The following is a 21,714-nucleotide window of genomic DNA, read 5'->3' on the forward strand; positions in this document are numbered from 1 at the left end:
AAAATGCGCGGGATGATTTGACCGCCGCGCGGCACTGCGGCACCGTGCGGCGATGTTTTCCACGCACCGCGCCCAGCCATGCAGCACATTCTGATTGTCGAAGACGAAGCCGCGATTGCCGATACCCTGCTGTTTGCCCTGCAGGGTGAGGGCTTTCGCACCAGTTGGGTAAGCCTGGCGGGCGACGCACTGGCACTGCATGCGCGTGAGCCGGCCGACTTGTGGATTCTCGATGTCGGCTTGCCCGACATGAGCGGTTTCGAGGCGTGCAAGCAGTTGCGGCGCAGCAGCGAGGTGCCGGTGTTGTTCCTCACCGCGCGCAATAGCGAGATCGACCGCGTGGTCGGCCTGGAGATTGGTGCCGACGACTATGTCAGCAAGCCGTTCAGTCCGCGCGAAGTGGCGGCGCGGGTCAAGGCCATCCTCAAACGGGTACGCCCGGCTGTCGCGCAGCCAGCGGCCGCCGCACCCGAGGTCTTCCACTATGATGCGTTGCGTCAGCAGATCAGCTATCACGGCCATGTGCTGGCCCTGACTCGCCATGAATTGCGCCTGCTGCACTGCCTGTTGCAACAGCCGGAGCGGGTGTTCAGCCGCGAGCAGCTGCTGCAGGCCAGTGGTGTGAGTGCCGAAGCCGGCTATGAGCGAACCATCGACAGTCATATTCGCGCCTTGCGCAGCAAGCTGCGTCAGGTACGCGACAGCAGTGAGGCGATCCATACCCATCGTGGCCTGGGCTACAGCCTGAGGCTGCAATGAGCGGGCTGCGCCTGCCCGGCATGCCGCTGGGGGTACGCATCTTTCTGGTGTACTTCTGTTTCGTCGGGCTGGCCGGCTGGTTCGTGCTGTCCACGGTGATGGAGGAAATTCGCCCCGGAGTCCGGCAAAGCACCGAGGAAACCCTGGTCGACACCGCCAACCTGCTGGCCGAACTGCTGCGCGACGACCTGCGTGACGGCCGCCTGCACGAGCGCGACTGGCAGGCCTTGTTCCAGGCCTATGGGCAGCGCCAGCCGCAGGCGCAGATCTGGGACATCGCCAAGAACAGTGTCAGCCACCGTATCTATGTCACCGATGCACAGGGCCGCGTGCTGCTCGATTCCAGCGGTGTGGCGGTGGGCCAGGACTATTCACGCTGGAATGATGTCTACCTGACCCTGCGTGGCCAGTATGGCGCGCGCTCCAGTCGCGAGGTTGCCGATGACCCGCAATCCTCGGTGATGTATGTGGCAGCGCCGATCCGCGACGCCGGGCGGATCATTGGCGTGGTCTCGGTGAGCAAGCCCAGCCGTACCCTGCAACCCTACATCGAACGCTCGCAACGGCGCCTGGCCTGGTTTGCCGCAGGTTTCAGCCTGCTCGGCCTGCTCGTCGGTGCGGCGCTGTCCTGGTGGCTGAGTGCGGCGTTGCGCCGCCTGACCGGCTATGCCGTGGCGGTGGCCGCCGGCCAGCGTGCCAGCCTGCCGCAGGGGCGGGGTGGCGAACTGGGCCAGCTGGCCCGCGCCCTGGAGCAGATGCGCGCCGAGCTGGACGGCAAGGCCTACGTCGAGCACTACGTACATACCCTGACCCATGAACTGAAAAGCCCGCTGGCGGCCATTCGAGGTGCCGCCGAACTGCTCGAGGGCGAGATGCCGGCGGCGCAGCGCCAGCGTTTCCTGGGCAATATCCAGCAGGAAAGCGCCCGTCTTCAGCAGCTGATCGAGCGCCTGTTGGGGCTGGCTCTGGTGGAGCAGCAGCAGAGCCTGCAGCAGGTCCAGCCGGTGGCGCTGCGGGCGCTGTGCGAGCAGCTCTGCCAGGGACAGGCCGCGCGCTTGCAGCGTGCCGGGCTGCACTGTACCTGGCAGATGGATGAGTCGCTGCAGGTGCTCGGCGAGCCCTTCCTGTTGCAGCAGGCGCTGGCCAACCTGCTGGACAACGCCATCGACTTCAGTCCGTCCGGCGCTACCCTGGAATGGCGTGCCGAGCGCCAGGGCGAACAGCTGTGCGTGCGGCTGTTCAATCCTGGCCAGGCGATTCCCGAGTATGCCCTGGCACGCCTGACCGAGCGCTTCTACTCGCTGCCGCGGCCGGGCAGCGGGCGCAAGAGCACCGGCCTGGGCCTGAACTTCGTTGCCGAGGTCGCCGCGCTGCATGGTGGGCGCCTGGAGGTGGGTAACGTGGCAGGTGGCGTGCAGGCCAGTCTGTGCTTGCCGGCGGCCTGAGCCGGCCTGCACAGGTTCTACACACACTCTGCACCAGACCTGCATAAAACCTGCATCGGGCGGCTGCACGCTAGGCCTGTCTGCCCCTAGGGCCTTGTGCAGGAGTGCCGCGATGAACCGAGAAATGACTGTGAAGCTGGGCCTGGTCGCCTTGCTGATGATGTTACTGATGATCCCGCTGCTGCTGATCGGCGGCCTGGTCGAGGAGCGCCAGGGACTGCGTGATCGGGTCCTGGAGGATATCGCCAACAGCGCCAGTCGCCAGCAGCAGGTGATCGGCCCGTTGCTGGTGCTGCCCTATCGCAAGACCGTGCGCGAATGGAAAACCCACGCCAAGACCGGGCAGCGCTATGAGGAAAGTCATGTCCGCCAGGGACGCCTGTATTTCCTTCCGGAACGCCTGCAGGTGACCAGCGAGGTGAGTAGTGAGCCACGCAGCCGGGGTATCTACCAGGCCCTGCTGTACCACAGCCGCAACCAGTTCAGCGGGCATTTCCAGGTGCCGGCGAACTACGGGATTAGCGCCGACTGGGCCGACTATGTCTTCGATACGCCCTATCTGAGCGTGGGAATCAGCGATATCCGTGGCATTGAAAGCAGCCTGCAGCTGCGCTGGAACGAACAGACCCTGGCGTTTGCCCCGGGTTCGGGGGAGCTGTTGCTGGAGTCCGGTGTGCACGCCGATCTGCCATTGCCATCGACCGCCGGGCAACAGCTGGCGTTTACCTTCGACCTGGCCCTGCAGGGTACCCGGCAGCTCGCCCTGAGCCCCCTGGGGCGGGACAGTCAGTGGCAGATGCGAGCCGACTGGCCGCATCCGAGCTTCGTCGGCCAGTTCCTCCCGCAGCGTCGTGAAGTGACGGCAGAGGGCTTCACGGCACACTGGCAGAGCAGTTTCTTTGCCACCAACTATGAGGAGCGCCTGCAGGCCTGCCTGGGGCACCGGCATTGCCTGAGCGACAGCGACAACCCCTTTGCGGTGAGCTTCATCAACCCGGTCGATCAGTACCTTAAGAGCGAGCGGGCGATCAAATACGCGTTGCTGTTCATCGCCCTGACCTTTGCCGGTTTCTTTCTTTTCGAGGTGCTCAAGCGCCTGGCGGTACACCCTATGCAATACGGCCTGGTCGGGCTGGCCCTGGCGCTGTTTTACCTGCTGCTGCTGTCGCTGGCCGAGCATGTGCCGTTTGCCCTGGCCTACCTGCTGGCGGCGGCAGCCTGCGTGTTGCTGCTGGGCATCTATCTCAGCGCGGTATTACGCAGTGCCTGGCGGGGCGGTGCCTTTGCCCTGGCCCTGGGACTGCTGTATGGCTTGCTGTATGTCCTGCTGGATGCCGAGGACTACGCCCTGCTGATGGGCTCGCTGCTGGTATTCGGCCTGCTGGCCGGGGTCATGCTGCTGACGCGCCGGCTGGACTGGTACAGCCTGGGCAGGGGGGCGTGAGCATGCCTGCGTCTCCCGCGTGGTGGTTGCGCCTGGTGCGTCTGGGCGGCTGTTATCTGCTCGGCCTGATTGCCGTAGGGCTGCTGCTGGTGGCGTTGCTGATGACCGGGCAGTTCCGTGTGGTGGCGCTCTGGCAGGCCAGTGGCCTGCCCCTGGCGCTGCTTCTGGAGCGTCTGCCTGGCGAGTTCTGGCAGGCCCTGCTGGGCCTGCCGCTGCACAGCCAGCCCGTGGCCTTGCGTTCGTTGCTGCAGTTTCTGCTGGCCTACGCGCAGCTGGCCTGCCTGCCGGCAGGGCTGTGTTACTGGCTGTGGTATCGGCGATGAGTGGCCTGCGCGAAGAGCGCCGGCAGGGTCGCCGCCTGGCCTGCTGGCTAGCCTGGCACTGGCGGGGTGCGACCAAAGGAGGGGCATGCCGTTGCGAACCGTGCGCCAGGCCTCTAGCGCGGGCCTGGGCGTCGCTTGATGGGCGGCCGCCAGGGAAATCCTGCGACGAAAGTCTGACTGGTTGAATTGCCGGCGGCTGCTAACTTGAACTCTGTATAACAAAAACAACACGCGGAGGTCCCTCATGTCCTTGTCAAAAGAACAGGCAGCAACTGCCTACTGGAAAGAAAACCTACGGCTCATGCTGGGGCTGCTGGCGGTGTGGTTCGCGGTGTCGTTCGGCGCCGGCATCCTGTTCGTCGAGCAGCTCAACGCTATTCAGTTCTTCGGCTTCCCCCTGGGCTTCTGGTTTGCCCAGCAGGGTTCCATCTACGTGTTCGTGCTGATGATCTTCTTCTACGTGTGGAAGATGAATCAGCTCGATCGCAAATACGATCTGCACGAAGAGTGAGTCGACGAGCATGGCTACCCAAACCCTGATTTACCTGTTTGTCGGTGCGACCTTCGCGCTGTACATCGGCATTGCCTTGTGGACCCGTGCCGGCTCCACCAGCGAGTACTATGTGGCCAGCAAAGGCGTACACCCGGTACTCAACGGCATGGCCACCGGTGCCGACTGGATGTCCGCAGCGTCCTTCATTTCCATGGCCGGGATCATCGCTTTCGCCGGTTACGATGGTTCGGTCTACCTGATGGGCTGGACCGGCGGTTATGTGCTGCTGGCCATGTGCCTGGCGCCCTACCTGCGCAAGTTCGGCAAGTTCACCGTGCCGGACTTCATTGGTGAGCGCTATTACTCCAAGGCCGCACGGCTGGTCGCCGTGGTCTGCGTGATCTTCATCTCCTTCACCTACGTCGCCGGGCAGATGCGTGGCGTCGGTATCGTCTTCTCGCGCTACCTGGAAGTGAGCATCGAGACCGGCGTGGTGATCGGCATGGCGATCGTGTTCTTCTACTCCGTACTCGGTGGCATGAAGGGCATCACCTATACCCAGGTGGCACAGTACTGCGTGATGATCTTTGCCTACATGGTGCCGGCTATCTATGTGTCGATGATGATCACCGGCAACCCGATTCCGCAGCTGGGCTTTGGCAGCGAGGTTAGCGGTACCGGGCAGAGCGTTGTTGAACGCCTCAACGGGCTGGGTGCCGAGCTGGGCTTTACCGCCTACACCGATGGCAGCAAGTCGATGACCGACATGTTTTTCATCACCATGGCGCTGATGGTCGGTACTGCGGGTCTGCCGCACGTGATCGTGCGCTTCTTCACCACGCCGACCGTGCGTGACGCGCGCAAGTCGGCGGGTTACGCGCTGCTGTTCATTGCCATTCTCTACACTACCGCGCCGGCCCTGGCGGCCTTTGCGCGCACCAACCTGTTGTCCACCGTACCCAATGCCAGCTACCAGGAACTGCCGAGCTGGTTCAAGACCTGGGAAAACGCTGGCCTGATCGGCTGGATGGACAAGAACAACGACGGCATCATCCAGTACGGTCCGGGCGCTGCCTTTGCCGGCAAGCCGGAATTCACCGGCGAGCGCGGCGAGAATGGCGAACGCCTGCTGAAGAACCCGGCGACTCCGGCCGAGACCGAGCTGTACGTGGACAACGACATCATGGTTCTGGCTAACCCGGAAATCGCCAATCTGCCGGGCTGGGTAATCGCGCTGATCGCCGCCGGTGGTCTGGCTGCCGCCCTGTCTACCGCTGCGGGTCTGTTGCTGGTGATTTCCACGTCGATCTCCCATGACCTGCTGAAGAGCACCCTGCGTCCGAACATCAGCGAGAAGGGTGAACTGCTGGCTGCGCGTCTGGCGGCCGGCGTGGCTGTGGTGGTCGCCGGTTTGTTCGGTATCTACCCGCCGGGCTTCGTTGCCCAGGTGGTGGCCTTTGCCTTCGGTCTGGCGGCTGCGTCGTTCTTCCCGGCCATCGTCATGGGGATCTTCTCGAAGAAGATGAACAAGGAAGGGGCGATTGCCGGCATGGTGGTGGGCCTGGCCTTCACCTTCAGCTACATCGTCTACTTCAAGTTCATCAACCCGACTGCCACCGCAGCCGACTGGTGGTTCGGTATCTCGCCGGAAGGCATCGGTACCTTGGGTATGCTGTTCAACTTCGCTGCTGCGGTTATCGTTGCCAAGCTGACCTCGGCACCGCCGGAGCGTATCCAGCACCTGGTCGAAGACATCCGTGTACCGCGTGGTGCCGGTGCCGCCATCGACCACTGAGTAGACCAGCATGACCTTCAACGCCCCGGCTTGCCGGGGCGTTTTTGTTGGTGTCGCGTATGGGGCAAGGCGGCCTGTTCAGGCCTCGGGCGTTGGGCTGATCTGGATGCGATTACGGCCCTGCTGCTTGCTCTGGTAGAGCGCCTGGTCGGCCAGGCGCAACAGGTCGTCGGTGGCCTGTCGGGTATTGTCGGCTATACCAATGCTCAGCTCGATGGGCGCGCTCCCTGGCGCACAGTGTTCTTGCAGATAGCCTTGCAGGCGTTTTGCCAGGCTGGCCAGGCCGGTCGCGTTGCTGTCGCGGGCGGCTAACACGAACTCGTCACCACCCAATCGGGCCAGGTAATCCTGCTGTCGTGACAATGTGCGCAGGGCTGCAGCCAGCAGCTGCAGCGCCTGGTCGCCACGTTCATGGCCATGCTGGTCATTGATTCGCTTGAAATGATCGATATCGATGACCATCACGGCCAGGCGGCCACTTGGCTCGCTTTGTAGTTGCTGCCAGCAGCGCGCGAAACCACGACGATTGAGCAATCCGGTGAGCGGGTCGGTGTCGGCCAGTTCCTTGAGGTCGCTGATCTGCTGCTGGCGACTGGCGGCTTCCTGGCGCAGTTGCTGTAACTCCAGGGTCAGGTGCAGCTGCAAGGAGATGGCTTCGCTGATCAGTTGCAGGCGTTGCCGGGTGGCGTCGTCCAGCGGCCGCCGTTGCTGGCTGGCCGCACACAGTGTGCCAAGGGTTTTCTCGCCGTGGACCACCGGCAAGACGATGAAGCTGCGAATGCCCATGGCCACTCCGGGGGTGTCAGGAAACAATTGCTCCATGCAGTCGCTGTGCTGTATGCCCTGGCTGAACATGTGCCGGCACAACGATTGGCTCCAGGCGCTCTCGGCACCTTCGTACAGAGGCAGCTCCGGGTCGGCATCGACCAGGATGACCCGCTGCAGCTGGGTATTCCAGTCGATCACGGTGATGAAGCTGGCCTGCATGCCGCACAAGTCCTTGACCAGCCTGAGCAGTGGTCGTGAAAGCGCTTCAAGCATGCGGTCGGCAGACGGATCGCTCATCCACAGGACTCATTCAGAAGGAAATACTGCAAGCGTAGTGCGCTCCGGCAGGCTATTCCATCGTGCATCCGTCGGCCTCGCTGGCGAGTAATGCCGCCTTGCGGGCCAGGCCCCAGCGATAGCCGGCCAGGCCGCCATCGGCAGCCAGCACGCGGTGACAGGGCACCAGCAGGGCCACCCGATTGCTGGCGCAGGCGCGGGCGACCGCACGTGGGTGGCTGCCCAGGCGGGCCGCCAACTGGCTGTAGCTTTCGGTGCGGCCGCAGGGAATCTCCTGCAGGGCGCTCCAGACGCGCTGTTGGTAGGGCGTGCCGGTTAGGTCGAGGGGCAGGGCAGGGGGGTGTCCGGGGTCCTGCAGGTACTGCTGTATGGCCGTCAACGCGTCGTGCAGGCTGCCGTCGCTGCATAGCGCGGCGTCCGGATAGGCGGCCAGCAGTTCAGCGCACAGGGCTTGCGGCTGATCGCCCAGTGCCAGCCAGGCAATGCCGCGCGGGGAAGCGGCCAGCAACAGCTGGCCCAGCGCACAGGGCGCCAGTTGGTAGTGCAGGGTGGGCGTCATGCCGGGGGTCTCCATGGCCAGGCCTGGGCTACAGTGTGCGCCTGCGGCGCGTTGGGTCAAGCCGTGCGGCTATCGCGCTGTCGGCAATTGCCGTATAACAGGCGCCATGTGCCGTTGCCGAGCCCTGCGCCGAACTCCATGAAGACCCCGAAACGCCTGCAGCCGTTGCTGGAAGACGGCCTGATCGACGAAGTGATTCGCCCGCTGATGAGCGGTAAGGAAGCTTCGGTGTACGTGGTGCGCTGTGGCGACGAGCTGCGCTGCGCCAAGGTCTACAAGGAGGCCAACAAGCGCGGTTTTCGCCAGGCCGTGCAGTATCAGGAAGGGCGCAAGACGCGTAACTCGCGTGATGCACGGGCCATGGCGCGCGGCAGCAAGTACGGGCGCAAGGAGCAGGAGGAAGCCTGGCAGAACGCCGAGGTGGCCGCGCTGTTCCGCCTGGCCAATGCCGGGGTGCGGGTGCCCAAGCCCTATGACTACCTGGACGGCGTGCTGCTCATGGAGCTGGTCGATGACGGTTACGGTGATGCCGCGCCGCGCCTCAACGATGTCGACCTGCTGCCCGAGGATGCCCGCGAGTTCCACGCCTTCATGATCGGCGAGATCGTCAAGATGCTCTGTGCCGGCCTGGTGCATGGCGACCTTTCCGAGTTCAACGTGCTGCTCGACCCTTACGGGCCAGTGATCATCGACCTGCCGCAGGCGGTGGACGCGGCGGCCAACAATCACGCCTTCAGCATGCTGCAGCGTGACGTGCGCAACATGGCCGAGTATTTCGGCCAGTTTGCCCCCGAGCTGCTCGACACCCGTTATGCCGAGGAAATGTGGGCGCTGTTCGAAGAAGGCAAGCTGACGCCCGACAGCCCGCTGACCGGTAAGGTCGAGGAAACGCAGGACAGTGCCGATGTGCAGGCCGTACTGCGCGAGATCAAGGCGGCGCTGGCCGACGAGGCGCGCCGTCAGGCCGCCCTGCAGGCCGATGACCAGGAAGCGCCGGAGCCGACGCCGCCCTGGGCGCGTTGAACGGCTAAACGGCGGCGTTGTCCCAGTCGCCAGGTTCCTGCTGTCGAGTCTTGCCATGTTGCTGCGCCTGTTTTGCCTGCTGTGCTGCCTGAGCCTGCCGAGCTTCGCCTGGACGGCGGCACAGCGCTGCCCGGCTGGTCAGGCACTGGTCTGTGTCGGGCTGTGTCTGTGTGTGGACGAGCAGTCGCCGCTGCATCGCGGTGTACAGGAAGTGGCCGTGCCAGGCTTGCGCGACTGGATCATCGCTTCCCGGCAGCGCGCCCTGGCGGCGGGCACCCAGCCGATCCCCGCCGCCCTGCGTGAAGCCCTGGCTGGCTATTTCGATCGCGCCCTGCTGGAGCAGGTGCGCTACCGGGTCGGCGATCCCAACCCGACCAGCCTCAGCCATGGTGTGCTGCAGAACCCGGACATCAATGCCATCACCCTGATCGACGTCGTGATCTTCCAGCATGCCCACGAGGCCGAGCAGGACGTGGCGCTCTGGGCGCACGAGCTGCTGCATGTGCAGCAGTACCTGGAACTGGGCGTGGAGGGCTTTGCCGCACGTTACCTGAGTGACCCGGACAGCCTGGAGCGTCCGGCCTATGCCTTGCAGAACGAGGTGCGCCTGGCGCTCAGGAGGCGCAACAGGCTCCCTGCTCCAGGCCCCTGAGGATCGGGCAGTCGGCCCGCTGGTCGCCCTGGCAGCTATCGGCCAACTGGCGCAGGGTATCGCGCAGGCTGCTCAGTTCGGCGATGCGCTGCTCCAGATTGGCGATATGTTGCAGGGCCAGGGCCTTGACCTCGGCGCTGCTGCGCTGCTGGTCCTGCCACAGGCCGAGCAGCTGACCGACTTCCTCCAGGGAAAAGCCCATGTCACGGGCATGCTTGATGAAGTTGAGCCGGCGTAGGTCGTCTTCGCCGTACTGCCGGTAGCCGTTGGCGCTGCGTCCGGCTGCCGGCAGCAGGCCGATCTGTTCGTAGTGGCGCAGCATCTTGGCGGAAAGCCCGCTGCGCCGGGCGGCCTGACTGATATTCATACGGCCTCCGTGACGAGTTGCTGCAAGGCCGTGGCATCCAGGGTTTCCGTGGCCAGCAGCTGGCGGGCGGCGCGCTCCAGCAGGGCACGGCGGGCTTCAAGCAGTTGCAGGCTGCGTGCAAAGGCATGGTCGATCAGCGCGCGGATCTCTTCGTCGATCGCTGTGGCGGTATTGGGCGAGTAGTCGTGCCGTGTCTGCCAGCCCGCCAGGTCGTTCGCCAGGAAGGCCTGCGGTTCGCGTTCCAGGGCGATATGTCCGAGGCGTTCGCTCATGCCGTAGCGGGTCACCATGGCCCGTGCGATGTCGGTTACCTTGGCCAGGTCATCGGCGGCGCCGGTGGACAGCTGGCCAAACACCAGCCATTCCGCGGCGCGCCCGCCAAGCAGTACGGCCATCTTGTCCTGCAGCTCGTCACGGGTCATCAGGAAGCGGTCTTCGGTAGGCCGCTGGATGGTGTAGCCCAGCGCACCCATGCCGCGCGGAATGATCGACACCTTATGTACCTTGTCGCTGCCCGGCAAGGCCATGGCCACCAGGGCGTGGCCCATTTCGTGATAGGCGACCACTTCGCGCTCGCGGGGGTTGAGCAGGCGATTGCGCTTTTCCAGACCGGCGACTATGCGCTCGATGGCCGCGGTGAAATCATCCATCGCCACCGCATCGGCCTGGCGGCGGGTCGCCAGCAGGGTCGCTTCGTTGACCAGGTTGGCCAGGTCGGCGCCGGTGAAACCGGGGGTCAGTGCGGCGATCTGCTGGGGGTCGACATCGTCGGCCAGCTGCGCCTTGCGCAGGTGCACGGCGAGAATCTGCACACGCCCGGCACGGTCCGGGCGATCGACCAGCACCTGGCGGTCGAAGCGTCCGGCGCGCAACAGCGCCGGGTCGAGGATCTCCGGGCGGTTGGTGGCGGCGAGCAGCACCAGGCCGCCGCGGCTGTCGAAGCCGTCGAGCTCGGCCAGCAACTGGTTGAGGGTCTGCTCCTTCTCGTCATGCCCGCCGCCCAGCGGGCCAACGCCACGGGCACGGCCGAGGGCGTCCAGCTCGTCGATGAAGATGATCGCCGGTGCCTGGGCGCGGGCCTGCTCGAACAGGTCGCGGACCCGTGCGGCGCCGACACCGACGAACATTTCGACGAACTCCGAGCCGGAGATGGAGAAGAAGGCCACCCCGGCCTCGCCGGCCACGGCCTTGGCCAGCAGGGTCTTGCCGGTGCCGGGCGGGCCAACCAGTAGGATGCCCTTGGGCATGCGTCCACCGAGTCGGCCATAGCCCTGGGGGTCCTTGAGGAAGTTGACGATTTCCTGCAGTTCTTGCTTAGCCTCGTCGACACCGGCGACATCGGCAAAGCTCACCCGGATGTCGGTTTCCACATAGACCCGCGCGCGACTCTTGCCGATCTGCAGCATGCCACTGCCGCCCATGCTGCCCAGGCGCTTGAGCAGGAACAGCCAGATGGCGAAGAACAGCAGGGCCGGCACCACCCAGGACAGCACATCGCGCAGCAGGGTGCTTTCCAGCTTGCCGCTGTAGCGCACCGGGTACTGTTCGAGCAAGGCGGCCAGCTGGGGTTCCACGCGCAAGGTGGTGAAGCGCAGTTGGCCACCGCTGAGGGGTTCCTTGAGGCGGCCTTCGATCTGCCGTTCGCTGATGGCCAGTTCGCTGATGCGGCCTTCCTTGAGTTGGCTGACGAACTCGCTGTAGGCAATGCGTGCGACCGGCTGCTGGTTGTCCAGCAGGCTTTGCAGGAGCAGAAAGGCGATCACGGCGATCAGCCAGTAACTGATGTGGAAAGGGGCGTGCTGTCTCATCAACCGTTCCATCGCGTCATGGGCCAGGCCGCCATTATGCGCAGAAAGCCGTGACGCCGCCTGACCGGGATCAGCGCCCGCCGCGGATATTCAGGGTCACGCCCAGTTCGGCGGCGATGGCCAGCGGCAGCAGCAGGGTATCCAGTAGCAGGCTGGCTGGCAGGTCCAGTGCCGCATAGCGGGGTGGCAGTGCACCGAAGCGCTGCAGCGGGCAGCAACCGTCGTTGAGGCTGTACCAGTCCAGGCGGGTGCCGGAGTAGATGATCGGTGCATCGGCCTGGGCGGCATCCAGGGTGCGCAGGCTGGCACAGCCGCCGAGCTGCAGGCAGGCCAGCAGCAGGCAGGCGGCCAGCGTGCGCTCAGTCATGGCTGCCGTTGTGGTGCTCGCCCCAGCGCGGCAGCAGGTCCTGGGGAATCTGCAGGCAGTTGAGGATGCGCGCCACGACGAAATCCACCAGGTCGTCGAGGGTCTGCGGCTGGTGATAGAAGCCCGGCGAGGCGGGCAGTATGGTGGCGCCGAGGTTGCTCAGCTTGAGCATGTTCTCCAGATGGATGCTCGAATAGGGCGCTTCGCGCGGCACCAGGATCAGCGGCCGGCGTTCCTTGAGGGCGACATCGGCCGCCCGCTCGATCAGGTTGTTGCAGGCGCCACTGGCGATCGCCGAGAGGGTGCCGGTGGAGCAGGGCACCACCACCATGGCGGCCGGCGCGCTGGAGCCGGAAGCCGGCGGGGCCATCCAGTCTTCCTTGGCGTAGACGCGAATCTGTCCGGGGGCGGCGCCGGTGTATTCGCTGAGAAACTGCTGCATGGCCTGCGGCTTGCTGGGCAGCGCCACATCGGTTTCGGTGGCCATGACCAGTTGCGCGGCCTTGGAAATCAGGAAATGCACCTCGCGCTCTTCCTGCACCAGACAGTCGAGCAGGCGCAGGCCGTACTGCGCGCCAGAGGCGCCGGTCATGGCCAGGGTGATGCGTTCGGGACCGTTCATGCGTGCTCCTTGGCAAAAGGTTTGAGCTTGGCTTGGCGCAGGCCGCCAAGCAGGGCCAGCAGGTTGACTGCGAGCAGGAAACTGCCGATGCGCAACTGCGGGCTGGCAATGAGCAGGTGGTCGAGGCATCGGTAGATCAGCCACAGCACCAGCAGGGCCTGCAGGCTCAGGCCGAATCGCACCAGCCGCGGAGTGCCCCGGCCTACCAGCAGGTAGCACAGCACGGGTGCATAGAACATCAGCAGCGCCAGGGGCGCGCGCGTATCGGTCAAGATTTGCCGGTTGCTGGTTACCAGAATCAGGGTGGCCAGCACCATCAATAAGGCATACAGCCGATTTACTAGCCGATAGACCCAGCCCTGGGCAGCAGAGCCGGGCAACGTTTCCGTGGTGGAAAGACTGCCTGGTGTCCGATAGGGGTTGAAGTCATCCATGCCTGCCTCCGTAAGCCGATATGCGCGTCAGGCCTCCAGCGCCTTGGCCAGCTTGCCATGCAGGCCGCCAAAGCCGCCGTTGCTCATTACCACGATCTGGGTGCCGGGCATGGCTTCGGCCTTGACCCCGGCAATGATCGCTTCCAGAGAATCACAGACCTGCGTCGGTACGGTCGAGGTCGCCACGGTGCCAGCCAGATCCCAGCCGAGATTCGGCGGCGCGTACCAGTACACCGAATCGGCCTGTACCACGGACTGCGGCAGCCCATCGCGGTGCGCGCCCAGCTTCATGGAGTTGGAGCGCGGCTCGACAATGGCGATCAGTTTGGCGCTGCCGATGCGCTGGCGCAGGCCATCGAGTGTGGTGGCGATGGCCGTGGGGTGGTGGGCGAAGTCATCGAAGATGGTCACGCCATTCACCTCGGCGACCTTCTCCATGCGCCGCTTGGCATTGATAAATCGGCCCAGGGCCTCGATACCCAGCGCCGGCACCACGCCGACATGCCGCGCTGCGGCCAGTACCGCCAGGGCGTTGGCCACGTTGTGCTGGCCGGTCAGGTTCCACTCGACGATGCCTGCCAGCTTGCCGTCGTAATGCACTTCGAAGCGCGAGCCGTCGGCGGCCAGCAGGCGTGCCTGCCACTGGCCACCTTCGCCCGTGGTCTGCACCGGGGTCCAGCAGCCCATCTCGATCACCCGCTTGAGCGCCGTTTCACTGGCCGGATGAATGACCAGGCCTTCGCTCGGTACGGTACGCACCAGGTGATGGAACTGCCGTTCAATGGCCGCCAGGTCCGGGAAGATGTCCGCGTGGTCGAACTCCAGGTTGTTGAGAATGGCGGTGCGTGGGCGGTAATGGACGAATTTGCTGCGCTTGTCGAAGAAGGCGCTGTCGTACTCGTCGGCCTCCACCACGAAGAACGGCGTGCCGCCCAAACGCGCGGAGATGCCGAAGTTCTGCGGCACCCCGCCGATCAGGAAGCCCGGGCTCATGCCGGCCTGTTCCAGCACCCAGGCGAGCATGCTGGAGCTGCTGGTCTTGCCGTGGGTACCGGCCACGGCCATGACCCAGCGGCCCTGCAGCACATGGTCGGCCAGCCATTGCGGGCCGCTGACATAGGGCAGGCCCTTGTTCAGTACATATTCCACCGCCGGATTGCCGCGGCTCATGGCATTGCCGATCACCACCAGATCCGGCGCCGGCTCCAGCTGGGCCGGGTCGTAGCCCTGGATCAGCTCGATACCCTGGGCTTCCAGCTGGGTGCTCATGGGCGGGTAGACATTGGCATCGGAGCCGGTGACGCGGTGACCAAGTTCCTTGGCCAGCACTGCCAGCGAGCCCATGAAGGTGCCGCAGATGCCGAGGATATGAATGTGCATGGAAACTCCAGGGTGTACCGCGCCAGGGCGCGCCAGATGGCCGCGAGAGTAGCACAGCCCCCGGCAGCCGCCCCAGTCCGGGGCAGGCGGGCAAACGCTTGTTTGGATTGCGCTTTCCACTAGAGTTAATGCAGCATCCCTGCACGTTGTCGCCTGCGCTCAGGTGGCGATGTCCCTTGACCCTACTGCGAGAGCCAGCATGCGAATCGTCCAAGCCACCCTGGAACACCTCGACCAGCTCACTCCGCTGTTCATCAAGTACCGTGAACTCTTTGGCCAGGTGGCCTACCCGGAGTCTTCGCGCAAGTTTCTTTCCACCCGTATCAGCCGCAAGGAGTCGGTGATCTACCTGGCCATGCCGGATGACGAGGAGCGCATCCTCGGTTTTTGCCAGCTGTATCCCAGCTACTCCTCGCTGTCGCTGAAGCGCGTGTGGATCCTCAACGACATCTACGTTTGTGAGGATGCTCGTCGCCAGTTGGTCGGTGACCATCTCATCCAGGCCGCGAAGAAGATGGCCAAGGAGACCCAGGCGATCCGCATGCGGGTTTCTTCGAGCATCAACAACGACGTGGCGCACAAACTCTATGAGTCGCTGGGCTTCGTCGAAGACCACGAGTTCAAGAACTTCATCCTGCCGATCAGCCAGGACTGAGCGTCAGTGTCGGCGAATGCCATGCCGTTGTAGCTTGCGGTACAGCGTGTTGCGACTCAGGCCCAGTTGCCGCGCGCAATCGCTGACATTCCAGGCGTGCGCCTGCAGGGTGTCGAGCAGTGCCTGGCGCTCGGCCTGTTGCAGTGCCCCTGCGCTGGCCTGTTCGGGGGGCGGGCTGGCCTGGCGCAGTTCTGCCGGCAGGGCCTGCCAGTGCAGCGTGCCGCCTTCATGCAGGGCCAACAGACCGCGCAATACATGGCGCAGCTGACGCACATTGCCCGGCCAGGAATAGTCGAGCAAGGTACGGCGACAGGCCTCGCTGAGCGGCGGCGGGCTGCCCTGGGCTTCCTCGGCCAGCAGGCTGTCCAGTAGCGCAGCGCGGTCCTCGCGCTCGCGCAGGGCCGGCAGCGCCAGGGCCAGGCCATGCAGGCGGTAGTACAGGTCGGCGCGGAACTGGCCGCTGGCCACCCGTTGCGCCAGGTCGTGATGGCTGGCGCTGATGACTCGCACATCCAGCGCCTGGCTGTGCCCACCCAAGGGTTCTACCTGACGTTCTTCCAGCACCCGTAGCAGGCGGGTCTGCAGGGCCAGGGGCATATCGCCGATCTCGTCGAGCAACAGGGTGCCGCCCTGTGCCTGGAGCAGCTTGCCGCGCATGCCTTCCTTGCGTGCTCCGGTAAAGCTGCCGCCCTGGTAACCGAATAACTCACTCTCGATCAGGCTTTCCGGCAGCGCCGCGCAGTTCAGGGCAACAAAGGGCTGCTGGGCTCGTGAGCTGATCTGGTGCAGGGCCTTGGCGAAGACTTCCTTGCCGACACCGGTTTCGCCCTGCAAGAGCAGTGGCAGGTCACGTTCGTAGGCGCGCAGGCCCTGCTGCAGGGCGCGTTGCAGGCGTGGGTCGCGCAGGCACGGCCCGCGCCGTGCGACCACCTGGCCAGGTAACGGTGCACAGCGTGTTGCCGGGTTTGCCTGGCGGGCCGGCTGGCGCAACAGGGCAAACAGGGCGTGGCCATCGTGGCGGTACAGCGGCCAGCCCAGGCGAGGCTGGCGGCGTGCCTGGGCCAGCAGCTGGCCCAGCGTGCAGGCAAACAACTGCTCCAGTGACTGGCCGCGCAACGCCTGCTGGCTGTGCCCCAGCAGGTTGACCGCGGCGGCATTGGCCGCCAGCACCCGGCCCTGCTCGTCGAAGGCCAGCAGACCCTCGCTGAACAGGCCCAGGCATTCGCCCTGGGGATGGAAACGCAGCAGCCAATGCTGCTCATGGCAACGCAGGAAGTAGGCACTTTCGATCACTTTGGCCGACAGGTTGACCAGCGCCATGCTGTGGAACTGCTGTTGGCGGCTGGGAGCTTCGCGCACCGAGGACAGGTCGAGTACGGCGAGCAGTTCGCCCTGGTCATCGAACAGCGGGGCGGCCGAGCAGCTCAGGCTGCTGTGGCACTGGCGGAAGTGCTCCTGGCGATGAATGGTCAATGGCTGGCGCTCGACCAGGCAGGTGCCGATGCCGTTGGTGCCTTCGCCGGCTTCGCTCCAGTCGGCGCCCAGCCACAGGCCGGCGCGCTGGAACAGCGGACGGTCGCCCGCGGCCGCCAGGCATTCGAGGATTACCCCCTGGGCATCGGTGAGCAGCAAGGCATGGCCGTCGCCGGCCAGTTGGCGCTGCAGGTTGTGCATCTCACCACTGGCTACGCGCAACAGGGGTTGCAGGTATTCGCGGCGCTCCAGCATACGGCCGTGCTCCAGCACGCAGGGTGCCAGCCACTGGCCGGGATCGAGCTGGTGCTGCTCGGCGCAGCGCTGCCAGGAGCGGGCGATCAGCGGGTCGCTGGCAGGTTGCAGGCTGGACATGGTCGGGCGCTCCGCGGCGGGTTCTGCGGCAGCATCGGCGATCGTCAGCGAACTGGCAATGCGCGAATGACCGAACGGTCAGCAGCTGTGTCATTTCCGGGACACTGTCATGGCACAGCTGTGTCATGGCGGCCACAGGGCCGTCTGCGGCACCGGCGGCAGAGGCTCTAGGACGGCCTTCCAAGCGCTTGGCCTGGCTCTTGCTCCGGGCATCGGACGGGTGCGTCCGCGTCCTCGCCTGCCACTGGCGGGTGCAGACGGCCCGGCGCTAACCAACAACAAGATCCAGGAGCAGCCTCATGCGTTATGCCCATCCCGGCACCCCCGGTGCCATCGTCAGCTACAAGGCCCGCTACGGCAATTTCATCAACGGACGCTTTGTGCCGCCGTTGCAGGAACAGTATTTCGTCAACAGCACGCCGGTTACCGGCGCGGCAATTGCCGAGTTTCCGCGTTCCGATGCCAGCGATATCGAGCGTGCGCTGGATGCGGCGCATGCCGCGGCACCCGCCTGGGGGCGCACCTCGGTGCAGGCGCGCAGCCTCATCCTGTTGAAGATCGCCGAGCGCATCGAGGCCAACCTGGAGCTGTTGGCGGTGACCGAGACCTGGGATAACGGCAAGCCGATCCGCGAAACCCTGAATGCCGATATTCCCCTGGCGGCCGATCACTTCCGCTATTTCGCCGGCTGCATCCGCGCCCAGGAAGGCAGCGCGGCCGAACTGGACGAACACACGGCGGCCTACCACTTCCACGAGCCGCTGGGCGTGGTGGGACAGATCATCCCCTGGAACTTCCCGCTGCTGATGGCCGCCTGGAAGCTCGCCCCGGCGCTGGCCGCCGGCAACTGCGTGGTGCTCAAGCCGGCCGAGCAGACCCCCCTGGGCATCAGCGTGCTACTGGAAGTGATCGGCGATCTGCTGCCGCCCGGCGTGCTCAACGTGGTGCATGGCTTTGGCCGCGAAGCGGGTGAGGCGCTGGCCACCAGCAAGCGTATCGCCAAGATCGCCTTTACCGGCTCCACCCCGGTTGGTGCGCACATCCTGCGCTGTGCAGCGGACAACATTATTCCGAGCACCGTCGAACTGGGTGGCAAGAGTCCGAACATTTTCTTCGCCGACATCATGCAGGCTGAGGCGGAGTTCATCGAAAAGGCCGCCGAAGGGCTGGTGCTGGCCTTCTTCAACCAGGGCGAAGTGTGCACCTGTCCGTCGCGGGCGCTGATCGAAGAGTCCATCTATCCACAGTTCATGGCTGTGGTGATGGAGAAGATCGCGCGCATCCGCCGGGGTGATCCGCTGGACAGCGAGACCATGGTCGGCGCCCAGGCCTCGGCCCAGCAGTTCGAGAAGATCCTCGGCTACTTCGACATTGCCCGCGCCGAGGGCGCCGAGGTGCTCACCGGTGGTGCGGCGGCCGAACAGGCGGAAGCGCTGCAGGGGGGCTTCTACATCCAGCCGACCTTGCTCAAGGGGCATAACGGCATGCGTGTGTTCCAGGAGGAAATCTTCGGCCCGGTGGTGGCGGTGACCACCTTCCGCGACGAGGCCGAGGCCCTGGCGATTGCCAATGACAGTGAGTTTGGCCTGGGCGCCGGGCTGTGGACGCGCGACATCAACCGTGCCTACCGCATGGGGCGGGCCATCCAGGCCGGGCGGGTGTGGACCAACTGCTACCACCTGTACCCGGCGCATGCCGCTTTCGGCGGTTACAAGAAGTCCGGGGTTGGCCGCGAAACCCACAAGATGATGCTCGATCACTACCAGCAGACCAAAAACCTGCTGGTCAGCTACGACCCCCGTCCGCTGGGCTTTTTCTGAGCCAGCGTTGATCTGTGGCAAGCAGCCTCGACAACTTTTTACCGAGGCTGCGTCTCTAACCCTGTGCATAGGCACAACGCCTCAATAAGGAAATTCTGATGAGCAGCACATTCTTTATCCCTGCGGTAAACATGATGGGCCTGGGCAGTCTCGACGAGGCCATGCAGGCCATTGCCCGCTATAACCTGCGCAAGGCGCTGATCGTCACCGACGCCGGGCTGGCCCGCGCCGGGGTGGCGGAACGGGTTGCCGGGCTGCTGGCCGAGCAGCGTATCGACGCGGTGATTTTCGACGGTGCGCAGCCCAACCCGACCATTGGCAATGTGCAGAAGGGCCTGGCGCTGCTGCGCCAGAGCCAGTGCGACTTCATCATCTCGCTGGGCGGCGGTTCGCCCCACGATTGCGCCAAGGGCATCGCGCTCTGCGCCACCAATGGCGGCGAGATTGCCGACTATGAAGGTGTCGACCGCTCCAGCAAGCCGCAGTTGCCGTTGGTAGCGATCAACACCACGGCCGGCACGGCCAGCGAAATGACCCGTTTCTGCATCATCACCGACGAAAGCCGCCACGTGAAAATGGCCATCGTCGATCGCAACGTTACGCCGCTGTTGTCGGTCAATGACCCGGCGCTGATGGCCGCGATGCCCAAGGGGCTGACGGCGGCCACCGGCATGGACGCACTGACGCATGCGGTGGAGGCCTACGTATCGATCGCTGCCACGCCGATCACCGATGCTTGCGCGCTGAAAGCCATCGAGCTGATTGCCCGGCACCTGCGCCAGGCCGTGGCGCAGGGTGATGACCTGCAGGCCCGTGAGCAGATGGCCTACGCACAGTTCCTCGCCGGCATGGCCTTCAACAACGCGTCGCTCGGCTATGTACATGCCATGGCGCACCAGTTGGGCGGTTTCTACGACCTGCCTCATGGGGTTTGCAATGCGGTGTTGCTGCCGCATGTCGAGGCCTTCAATGCCCAGGTCAGCGCGGCACGCCTGCGCGATGTGGCCAAGGCGATGGGCGAATCGGTGGAGGGGTTGTCCGAGGCGGCCGGTGCGGAGTCTGCGCTGGCGGCTATCCGCCGTCTGTCGGTGGATATCGGCATTCCCGCCGGCCTGGCCGAGTTGGGCGCGCGTCGCGAGGACATCCCCACCCTGGCCGCCAATGCCCTCAAGGATGCCTGCGGCCTGACCAATCCACGCCCGGCCAGCCAGGCAGAGATCGAGGCAATCTTCCACGCGGCCTTCTGAGGGGCTGGCAACCTTACCGAGCTTGCTCCAGCCCGACGCTGTCTCTAAGGTGCGTCGGGTTGGCGCATGGGGCGCCGACATTGTCCGGATGTTCCCGCATGTGGTCGTTTCGCGCCTGGCGCCAGCGTCGCTGGCTGGCCCGCCATCCCCTCGATCCCGCGCTGTGGCAGCAGGTGGTCGCTGCTCTGCCTTTGCTGCATGGCCTCACCGAGGCCCAGTTGCACTGCCTGGCCCAACGTAGCCTGCTGTTTCTGCGTGACAAGCGCCTGAGCTGTGTCGGCGATTTGCCGCTGGACGATTACCAGCGCCTGCGCCTGGCCGCCCAGGCCCAGTTGCCGCTGCTGGCGCTGGATGACCTGGATTGGTACCAGGGCTTCCATGAAATCATCCTGTATGCCGACGACTTCCTCAGCCCGCAGCGCTACCGCGACAGCACGGGTGTCGAGCACCAGTGGGACGATGTGCGCAGCGGCGAGGCGTGGTTGCAGGGGCCGGTGATCCTGGCCTGGCCTGGCGTGCAGGAAAGTGGCCAGTGGCACGGCTACAACCTGATCATTCACGAGCTGGCGCACAAGCTGGACATGCTCAATGGCGACGTCAACGGGCTGCCGCCGCTGCATGCGGACATGCGCCTGGAAGACTGGAGCCACAGCCTGCAAACGGCGTTCGACGATCTCAATGCACAACTGGATGCCGACCCGGCAGCAGATACGCTGATCGATCCCTACGCAGCGAGTTGCCCCGGCGAGTTCTTCGCCGTGTGCAGCGAGTACTTCTTCAGCGCGCCCGATCTGCTCCTGCAGGCTTATCCGCAGGTCTATCGGCAGCTGCGCCTGTTCTACCGGCAGGACCCGTTGCAGCGCCTGCCGGCTACGTCGATATAGCCATAAGTCGCTAGCCGGGCGCGGGGCTTGCCCCTATAATCGCCGCACTTTTTTGGCCCGCTCGCAGGAGTCGCCCCATGAGCTACAGCAAAATCCCGGCCGGCAAGGACCTGCCCAACGATATCTACGTGGCTATCGAGATCCCGGCCAACCATGCGCCGATCAAGTACGAAATCGACCATGACAGCGACTGCCTGATGGTCGACCGTTTCATGGCCACGCCGATGTTCTACCCGGCCAACTACGGTTTCATCCCGCATACCCTGGCCGACGATGGCGACCCCCTCGACGTGCTGGTCGTCACCCCCTATCCGGTGGCGCCGGGCTCGGTGATCCGCTGCCGCCCGGTGGGTGTCCTGAACATGACTGACGAAGCAGGCGGCGACGCCAAGCTGATCGCCGTGCCCCATGACAAGCTGACCCAGCTGTACACGCACGTGCAGGAATACACCGACCTGCCGGCTCTGCTGCTGGAGCAGATCAAGCACTTCTTCGAGAACTACAAGGATCTGGAGAAGGGCAAGTGGGTCAAGGTCGAAGGCTGGGGCAACGCCGACGAGGCCCGTGCAGCAATTACCAAGGCGGTTGCGGCTTACCAAAAATAAGTCTGGACCACCCTCGAAAACCGGCTCACAAGGCCGGTTTTTTTATGCCTGGTGATTCAGCATACCCTGGCAGACCATCGGGGTATTTCGCCGGGCTGAGCATTCAGCTAAGGTGCTTT

22 protein-coding genes are annotated in these 21,714 nt (G+C 64.8%); 13 read left to right on the plus strand and 9 right to left on the minus strand.

What is annotated here, in order from left to right; all coding sequences use genetic code 11:
• Nucleotides 1-78 precede the first annotated feature (78 nt).
• The 6 genes from creB to CW360_RS15585 all read left to right on the plus strand — a co-directional run bounded on the left by creB (nucleotide 79) and on the right by CW360_RS15585 (nucleotide 6,259).
• Entirely contained in the window at nucleotides 79-759 is a 681-nt protein-coding gene (gene creB / locus CW360_RS15560; protein ID WP_101194319.1) for a two-component system response regulator CreB, read from the plus strand.
• Between the two features lie 20 nt (nucleotides 760-779).
• Nucleotides 780-2,204 (plus strand): two-component system sensor histidine kinase CreC, encoded by a 1,425-nt coding sequence (creC, locus tag CW360_RS15565; RefSeq protein WP_101194395.1) that lies wholly within the window; start codon nucleotides 780-782, stop codon nucleotides 2,202-2,204.
• 112 nt (nucleotides 2,205-2,316) lie between these two features.
• Nucleotides 2,317-3,648: a cell envelope integrity protein CreD gene (creD, locus tag CW360_RS15570; RefSeq protein WP_093984710.1), complete on the plus strand. Its 1,332-nt coding sequence runs from the start codon at nucleotides 2,317-2,319 to the stop codon at nucleotides 3,646-3,648.
• Nucleotides 3,649-3,650: 2 nt separating this feature from the next.
• Nucleotides 3,651-3,971, plus strand: coding sequence for a hypothetical protein (locus CW360_RS15575; protein WP_133063655.1), 321 nt, complete (start codon nucleotides 3,651-3,653; stop codon nucleotides 3,969-3,971).
• A gap of 244 nt (nucleotides 3,972-4,215) precedes the next feature.
• Complete coding sequence (locus CW360_RS15580) at nucleotides 4,216-4,482, plus strand: DUF4212 domain-containing protein (protein ID WP_093984712.1); 267 nt, start codon at nucleotides 4,216-4,218, stop codon at nucleotides 4,480-4,482.
• 10 nt (nucleotides 4,483-4,492) lie between these two features.
• The gene (locus CW360_RS15585; RefSeq protein WP_101194320.1) at nucleotides 4,493-6,259 is read left to right on the plus strand and encodes a sodium:solute symporter family protein; all 1,767 of its coding nucleotides are present in this window, start codon (nucleotides 4,493-4,495) and stop codon (nucleotides 6,257-6,259) included.
• A 78-nt stretch (nucleotides 6,260-6,337) separates the two neighbouring features.
• On the opposite strand, the gene CW360_RS15590 is transcribed toward CW360_RS15585, so the two are convergent.
• Both CW360_RS15590 and CW360_RS15595 read right to left on the minus strand, forming a co-directional pair.
• Complete coding sequence (locus tag CW360_RS15590; RefSeq protein ID WP_101194321.1) at nucleotides 6,338-7,324, minus strand: sensor domain-containing diguanylate cyclase; 987 nt, start codon at nucleotides 7,322-7,324, stop codon at nucleotides 6,338-6,340.
• 52 nt (nucleotides 7,325-7,376) lie between these two features.
• On the minus strand, nucleotides 7,377-7,883 hold the full coding sequence (locus tag CW360_RS15595) for a methylated-DNA--[protein]-cysteine S-methyltransferase (protein WP_157825313.1): 507 nt from the start codon (nucleotides 7,881-7,883) through the stop codon (nucleotides 7,377-7,379).
• A 138-nt stretch (nucleotides 7,884-8,021) separates the two neighbouring features.
• Between CW360_RS15595 and CW360_RS15600 the strand changes: the two genes are divergently transcribed.
• Both CW360_RS15600 and CW360_RS15605 read left to right on the plus strand, forming a co-directional pair.
• Complete coding sequence (locus CW360_RS15600) at nucleotides 8,022-8,906, plus strand: PA4780 family RIO1-like protein kinase (protein ID WP_093984716.1); 885 nt, start codon at nucleotides 8,022-8,024, stop codon at nucleotides 8,904-8,906.
• A 55-nt stretch (nucleotides 8,907-8,961) separates the two neighbouring features.
• Nucleotides 8,962-9,558 carry an eCIS core domain-containing protein gene (locus CW360_RS15605; protein WP_093984717.1) on the plus strand — a complete coding sequence of 199 codons (597 nt, stop codon included), beginning with the start codon at nucleotides 8,962-8,964 and terminating at the stop codon, nucleotides 9,556-9,558.
• Here the strand turns inward: CW360_RS15605 and cueR are convergent.
• The 6 genes from cueR to mpl form a co-directional block, all read right to left on the minus strand.
• A complete protein-coding gene (gene cueR, locus CW360_RS15610; RefSeq protein ID WP_093984718.1) occupies nucleotides 9,521-9,925 on the minus strand; it encodes a Cu(I)-responsive transcriptional regulator in 405 nt (134 codons plus the stop codon). The two genes, CW360_RS15605 and cueR, sit on opposite strands and share 38 nt — an antisense overlap.
• Nucleotides 9,922-11,733 carry an ATP-dependent zinc metalloprotease FtsH gene (ftsH, locus tag CW360_RS15615; RefSeq protein WP_101194323.1) on the minus strand — a complete coding sequence of 604 codons (1,812 nt, stop codon included), beginning with the start codon at nucleotides 11,731-11,733 and terminating at the stop codon, nucleotides 9,922-9,924. Before ftsH ends, cueR begins: the two co-directional genes overlap by 4 nt.
• A 70-nt stretch (nucleotides 11,734-11,803) precedes the next feature.
• Nucleotides 11,804-12,100 carry a YceK/YidQ family lipoprotein gene (locus tag CW360_RS15620; protein WP_093984720.1) on the minus strand — a complete coding sequence of 99 codons (297 nt, stop codon included), beginning with the start codon at nucleotides 12,098-12,100 and terminating at the stop codon, nucleotides 11,804-11,806.
• Nucleotides 12,093-12,722 (minus strand): flavin prenyltransferase UbiX, encoded by a 630-nt coding sequence (gene ubiX, locus CW360_RS15625; protein ID WP_093984721.1) that lies wholly within the window; start codon nucleotides 12,720-12,722, stop codon nucleotides 12,093-12,095. Before ubiX ends, CW360_RS15620 begins: the two co-directional genes overlap by 8 nt.
• On the minus strand, nucleotides 12,719-13,156 hold the full coding sequence (locus tag CW360_RS15630; protein WP_157825314.1) for a hypothetical protein: 438 nt from the start codon (nucleotides 13,154-13,156) through the stop codon (nucleotides 12,719-12,721). The genes ubiX and CW360_RS15630 overlap by 4 nt, the downstream gene beginning before the upstream one ends.
• Before the next feature lie 27 nt (nucleotides 13,157-13,183).
• Nucleotides 13,184-14,536 (minus strand): UDP-N-acetylmuramate:L-alanyl-gamma-D-glutamyl-meso-diaminopimelate ligase, encoded by a 1,353-nt coding sequence (gene mpl, locus CW360_RS15635; RefSeq protein WP_101194325.1) that lies wholly within the window; start codon nucleotides 14,534-14,536, stop codon nucleotides 13,184-13,186.
• A gap of 199 nt (nucleotides 14,537-14,735) precedes the next feature.
• Here mpl and CW360_RS15640 point away from each other — a divergent pair, with 199 nt between their 5' ends.
• On the plus strand, nucleotides 14,736-15,191 hold the full coding sequence (locus CW360_RS15640) for a GNAT family N-acetyltransferase (protein WP_101194326.1): 456 nt from the start codon (nucleotides 14,736-14,738) through the stop codon (nucleotides 15,189-15,191).
• Nucleotides 15,192-15,194: 3 nt separating this feature from the next.
• Here CW360_RS15640 and CW360_RS15645 read toward each other — a convergent pair whose 3' ends face one another.
• Nucleotides 15,195-17,039, minus strand: coding sequence for a sigma-54-dependent Fis family transcriptional regulator (locus CW360_RS15645; protein WP_101194327.1), 1,845 nt, complete (start codon nucleotides 17,037-17,039; stop codon nucleotides 15,195-15,197).
• Nucleotides 17,040-17,338: 299 nt separating this feature from the next.
• On the opposite strand from CW360_RS15645, the gene exaC reads away from it, so the two are divergent.
• The 4 genes from exaC (at nucleotide 17,339) to ppa (ending at nucleotide 21,595) form a co-directional block, all read left to right on the plus strand.
• Entirely contained in the window at nucleotides 17,339-18,859 is a 1,521-nt protein-coding gene (exaC, locus tag CW360_RS15650) for an acetaldehyde dehydrogenase ExaC (RefSeq protein WP_101194328.1), read from the plus strand.
• 98 nt (nucleotides 18,860-18,957) lie between these two features.
• The gene (gene yiaY / locus CW360_RS15655) at nucleotides 18,958-20,106 is read left to right on the plus strand and encodes an L-threonine dehydrogenase (protein WP_101194329.1); all 1,149 of its coding nucleotides are present in this window, start codon (nucleotides 18,958-18,960) and stop codon (nucleotides 20,104-20,106) included.
• Nucleotides 20,107-20,204: 98 nt separating this feature from the next.
• The gene (locus CW360_RS15660; protein ID WP_101194330.1) at nucleotides 20,205-20,990 is read left to right on the plus strand and encodes a M90 family metallopeptidase; all 786 of its coding nucleotides are present in this window, start codon (nucleotides 20,205-20,207) and stop codon (nucleotides 20,988-20,990) included.
• Nucleotides 20,991-21,067: 77 nt separating this feature from the next.
• Entirely contained in the window at nucleotides 21,068-21,595 is a 528-nt protein-coding gene (ppa, locus tag CW360_RS15665; protein ID WP_093984729.1) for an inorganic diphosphatase, read from the plus strand.
• Nucleotides 21,596-21,714: the final 119 nt, after the last annotated feature.

It is taken from the genome of Pseudomonas fluvialis, from assembly GCF_002835605.1.
In the GTDB taxonomy this organism is placed as follows: domain Bacteria; phylum Pseudomonadota; class Gammaproteobacteria; order Pseudomonadales; family Pseudomonadaceae; genus Aquipseudomonas; species Aquipseudomonas fluvialis.